General features: G+C 28.4%; 5 protein-coding genes and 1 pseudogene. 4 read left to right on the top strand and 2 right to left on the bottom strand.

Annotation, left to right across the window (positions count from 1 at the left end):
* The 3 genes and pseudogenes from SR63_RS04595 to SR63_RS04580 all read left to right on the top strand — a co-directional run.
* Window positions 1-158 (top strand): DUF2920 family protein (locus SR63_RS04595; protein ID WP_147498378.1); only part of this gene is annotated, 158 nt, incomplete at its 5' end.
* A gap of 12 nt (window positions 159-170) precedes the next feature.
* Window positions 171-1386: pseudogene (locus SR63_RS08635) on the top strand (DUF2920 family protein).
* A 21-nt stretch (window positions 1387-1407) separates the two neighbouring features.
* Entirely contained in the window at window positions 1408-2478 is a 1071-nt protein-coding gene (locus tag SR63_RS04580; RefSeq protein ID WP_002856137.1) for a hypothetical protein, read from the top strand.
* On the opposite strand, the gene SR63_RS04575 is transcribed toward SR63_RS04580, so the two are convergent.
* Window positions 2475-2702 (bottom strand): acyl carrier protein, encoded by a 228-nt coding sequence (locus SR63_RS04575; RefSeq protein WP_002777686.1) that lies wholly within the window; start codon window positions 2700-2702, stop codon window positions 2475-2477. The genes SR63_RS04580 and SR63_RS04575 overlap by 4 nt on opposite strands.
* A 39-nt stretch (window positions 2703-2741) precedes the next feature.
* Complete coding sequence (locus SR63_RS04570; protein WP_044306174.1) at window positions 2742-4250, bottom strand: AMP-binding protein; 1509 nt, start codon at window positions 4248-4250, stop codon at window positions 2742-2744.
* Between the two features lie 59 nt (window positions 4251-4309).
* Between SR63_RS04570 and SR63_RS04565 the strand changes: the two genes are divergently transcribed.
* A partial coding sequence (locus SR63_RS04565; RefSeq protein WP_147498376.1) for a DUF2920 family protein occupies window positions 4310-4907 on the top strand: 598 nt, incomplete at its 3' end.

The following is a 4907-nucleotide window of genomic DNA, read 5'->3' as shown; positions in this document are numbered from 1 at the left end:
CTGATAAAGCCTTATTTAGAAAAGAACTTCCTTTAATGCTTGAAAAATTGCAAAAAAGAAAATCTTTAATGCAAGAAAATTCCATCTCTTATCCTTGTGGAAATAAAGTGTTTACTTTTAAAGATGTAGAAAATCAGTTAAAATTGATCATTAATTAAAAAGGAAAATATATGCTCATAAACCAAAGCTTTGAAATCGATTCTTGTGATGATGTAGAATTAAATATAAAAAGAACTAGCAAACTTGAATACCGTATAAGTTATGATGATGAAAAAGAGATTAAAGCTATAGTTTTTATAGTGGGTGGCTTTGGAGCTAATGCAAATATTTCTTTTTTAGATTTTGATAGGGAATATATTGCTAAAAATTTTGATGTTGTAGTGGTACATGTTTTTTATCATTGTTTTTGTGCAAGACAAAGTATTGATCAAAAGTATAATCCAAAGCTTATTCCCAATCAAGATGATTTAGAGCGTATCAATGGTATTTTAAAAAATATTAATTTAGGACATTTATCGGTTAATAAAGATAATTTTGAACAAATTATTCCTCTTATAGAGCAAAAAGTTAATAAAATGAAACAAGCAGGTTTAGTAGATGAAAATCAAAAAATAGAACTTTCTTGTGATTTTATCCCACCTAATGGAGATTATCAAAACTATGGCATTATGGCAGCTATTGATCATATCAATGCTTTAAAAGATTTAGTTAAACGTTTTCCAGAATTTGCAGATTTACCAAAAATTTATGGGGGGGGGGTCTTATGGAGGATACCTATCTTTACTCATAGCAAAAATAGCTCCTTGGTATGTGGATGGTGTGATTGATAATTCGGGTGTTTGCTTGCCATTTCTAGCGTGCATTTTAGGAAGAGAAATGAATCAAGGGGAATTTTATTTCGAAGGAAGTGGTTATAGACTTTATTGTTTTGTATATAAATACTGGAATAGAAATATGAATTCTTCTTATTATTTTGGTGATGAAAATTATTTAATTAGAGCAATTTTAAATTCAAACCATCTTCAAATTCAATCAAATTTAAATAAAAATACCATTTTTGTAAGCTATCATAGTATACAAGATATGGGTGCGCCAGTGCAAAATAAAATAGAACTTTATAAGTGTTATCAGGAATTAGGATATGATGCAACTTTACATTTAATAAAGGATGAAAATGATATAGATGGTAGATTTGTAAAAAGTTTAGAGCATGGACTTAGAATGACTGATAGGGCTTTATTTAGAAAAGAACTTCCTTTAATGCTTGAAAAACTACAAGGAAGAAAATCTTTTATGCAAGAAAATTCTATCTCTTATTCTTGTGGGAATAAAGTATTTGTGTTTAAGGATTTAGAAGATAAATTTGAGTTAGAGATGATAAATTAAAATAAAGATAAAGGATATAAAATGACAGCATATTTACATATAGGAACTACTAATACAGGAAATCAAGAAAAACAAGGCTTCTTGATGCAAAACGAAGAAAAGCTTTTGCAAAAAGCTTATATTTACCCAAAAAGTCTTAGAGTGGCAAATAGGCATTGGGCTTTGGTGGATATGGTTTTAGAATTGGTTCAAAAAGAAGATATTTTAAAAAAAGAGAGTGTTTTAAGTCATATCACAAATGAAAGACTTCTTAGAGCTATAGAAAATTTTAAAAGTGAAAGTGCTTTACATAAAGATAAAAAATTTATTTTTTCAGCTGAGGGTATAGTTTGGGATTTTTCTACCAAAAAACATGTAGAAATTTTAGAAAAGATTATGAGAGAGTTAGGTTTTACTCAAATTTATATTATTGTGTATTTTAGAGATACTTTGGGTTATTTAAACTCACATTGTTCTCAAGATCATAAAAACAATATGGGGTATTATTCTGCTGATTTTGCTCCGCAAGATCATCCTAGAAAATATATTTTTGACTATGAATGGATTTGCAAAACTCATGCTGAGGTATTTGGAGAAGAAAATTTGATAGTAAGACTTCTAAGGGAGGATTATGTAGGAGGGACTTTACTTAAGGATTTTGTTTATCATTTAGGACTTGAATGGGATGAGAGTTTTGTTTTAAAACAAACCAAAAATGAAAGTTTTAATCTTTTAGGAATGGAGCTTATGTCAAGATTAAATCAAAAAGATTTAAAGCAGGATAATCTTAATTCTTTGCTTTTTATGGCAAGAAGAAAATTTGAAGGCAGCAAAGAAAAAAGATTAAAATTTGCAGTGCAAAAAGATATTGCTAAAGCTTATGTGGATTATTTTGCTTCTTCACTTGAATGGGTAAAAAACAAATATTTCCCGCATAAAAATTCTCTTTTTACTCCTGTGAATTGGGAAGAATATGAACAAAATTATACTTTAACCCATATGCTAAGTAAAGATTGGGATGATGTGGCGGATTTTATAGCACAAATTATTGTTTCTAAAAATGAAATCATCAGTTCTTTAAAAGAACAGCTTGAACTTGCAAGGAAAGATTAGTCTTTCATTGCAGTTTCAAGCATTTTTTTGATATTTTCAAAGCTTTCAAAATTTTCAGGTGTGATAAATTCTGCTTTTAAGGGTTTTTTATAAAATTTTTCTATTTCGGCAACCAAAGCCATGATATCGATACTATCGATAAAATCTTCACTTACTAGATTTTCCATACTCTCATTGATATCTGTTCTTTCTATATTGATAAAAAATTGTTTGATTTCTTGCATTTTTTCTCCTTTAGTTTTTTGAAATTATAAAATATTTATTTAAACAAGTTCTTTTAAAACCTTTCTATCAATTTTACCATTTTGATTAAGCTTAAATTTGTCGAGTTTAATAAAATTTTTTGGGATCATATAAGAAGGTAATTTATCTTTCAAAAAAGCCTTAAAATTAATTTCTTCTTCACTTTCATAAAAACAAATAATATCTTCTTTAAAAATACAAGCACTGTTTTTAATATTCACATGAGAATTTATCACGCTTTCTATTTCTCCAAGTTCTATTCTATGTCCCATATATTTTATCTGATTATCTGCTCTTCCGTAGCATAAAAGCTCTCCAAATTCATTATAAGAAACGATATCTCCTGTTTTATAGAGTAAATCTAAATAATTATCATGTAAAGGATTTTGAATAAAAGCTTGTTTGGTTTTTTCTTTGTCATTATAATACCCTAAAGACAAAGAAGTTCCACGCACAAAAAGCTCTCCTTTAACACTTATTTGTTTAGGACTTATGAAATTCATATTTTCATCAAAAACTAAAAGTTCTGTGTTTTTACATGCTTTGCCTATAGGTAAAAGTTCTTCATCTTTAAAAGTGCGATTGATGATATAAAAAGAACATACATCAGTGATTTCTGTTGGACCATAAAGGTTGGCAAATAAAGCATTGGGTAAGTGTTTACGCCAAATATTTAGCTGTTTATTGGGCATGATTTCACCACAAAAAAGTATCTTTTTTAAGGCGTTTAAACTAAAATTATTCAAAGCTTCAGTATTTGCAAAATAAATCAGCACCGAAGGTACCCAAAATATAGTGCTTACTTTTTCTTTTTCAAGGCATTCTAAAATTTTATTTGGAAAGGCAAAAAGATGATTAGGTAAAAGGTGTAAAGTCGCTCCTGATTTTACACTTGAAAAAATATCTAAAATGCTATTGTCAAAATAAAATGGCGCTTGATTGGCTAAAATTTCATTCTCATTAAATTTAAAAGTCTCACACACCCAAAAAGTATAATCAATCACACTCTTATGAGCTATGCTTACTCCTTTAGGAATGCCTGTGCTCCCACTTGTAAAGAAAACATAGAGTAAATTAGTATCTATATGTTTTTCTTTGGCATGCTTTATTAAACTCTCATCTATATTAAAACTTTCAAAATCTTCTGTATAAAGCGTAGGTAAATCTAAGTTAAAATTTAAGTCCTTTGAAGTGATAAAAAGTTTAGGCTTTAAAACTTCTATGACTTTTTCTACTCTTTCTTTAGGACTTTTTTCATCTAAAAGTGTATAAAAATTTCCACTGAGTGCCACTCCAAAAAATGAAATCAAACAATCAATCCCTTTAGGCAAGATGATTAAAACAGGAGCTTGAGTAGGATTATCATTTCCTAAAGTTTTTAAAATTTCACTGGCTAGTTTTTTAGAAAAAAGATCAAAGTCTTTATAAGTGATTTCTTTTCTTTCTTTGGCAAAGGGTTCTACAAAAGCGATCTTTTTGCTAAATTTAATCAAATTTTTTTCTAGAAAATCGTAAATATGGGTTATCATGTTTGCCTTTTTAGTTTTTTGTATTATAATATCAATAAATTAATAAAAAAGGTCTTTATATGCTCATAAACCAAACCTTTGAAATCGATTCTTGTGATGATGTAGAACTAAGTATTAAAAGAACTAGTAAGCTTGAATACCGCATTAGCTATGATGATGAAAAAGATCTCAAAGCTATAGTTTTTGTCATAGGAGGTTATGGAGCTAATGCAAATATTTCTTTTTTAGATTTTGATAGGGAATATATTGCTAAAAATTTTAACGTTGTAGCGGTGCATGTTTTTTATCATTGTTTTTGTGCAAGAATATCAAATAATAAAAAATATAGTGCTTCTATTAGCTTCATGGAGGAGGATTTGTTAAGTCTATCTAAGATTTTGTTAGATTTTGGCATTAATCCACAGAATCTTGATTGTAAAAATTCTACCAAGTATTATGAATTGCTTAATCAGCATATTATTACTTTAAAATCACAAGGAAAATTAGCGCAAAATTATCAAGCGAAATTTACTTCAACTTTTATCCCACCCAATGGAGATTATCAAAACTATGGCATTATGGCAGCTATTGATCATATCAATGCTTTAAAAGATTTAGTTAAACGTTTTCCAGAATTTGCAGATTTACCAAAAATTTATGGGGGGGGGGTCTTATGGA

Origin of the sequence: Campylobacter sp. 2014D-0259, from assembly GCF_008000505.1 — a bacterium.
Classification (GTDB): domain Bacteria; phylum Campylobacterota; class Campylobacteria; order Campylobacterales; family Campylobacteraceae; genus Campylobacter_D; species Campylobacter_D jejuni.
This window is presented reverse-complemented; position numbering and strand designations above follow the sequence as displayed.

Coding starts and splice junctions, on each gene's coding strand:
- SR63_RS04575 (WP_002777686.1), bottom strand. CDS start 2,702: ATGCAAGAAATCAAACAATTTTTTATCAATATAGAAAGAACAGATATC.
- SR63_RS04570 (WP_044306174.1), bottom strand. CDS start 4,250: ATGATAACCCATATTTACGATTTTCTAGAAAAAAATTTGATTAAATTT.
- SR63_RS04580 (WP_002856137.1), top strand. CDS start 1,408: ATGACAGCATATTTACATATAGGAACTACTAATACAGGAAATCAAGAA.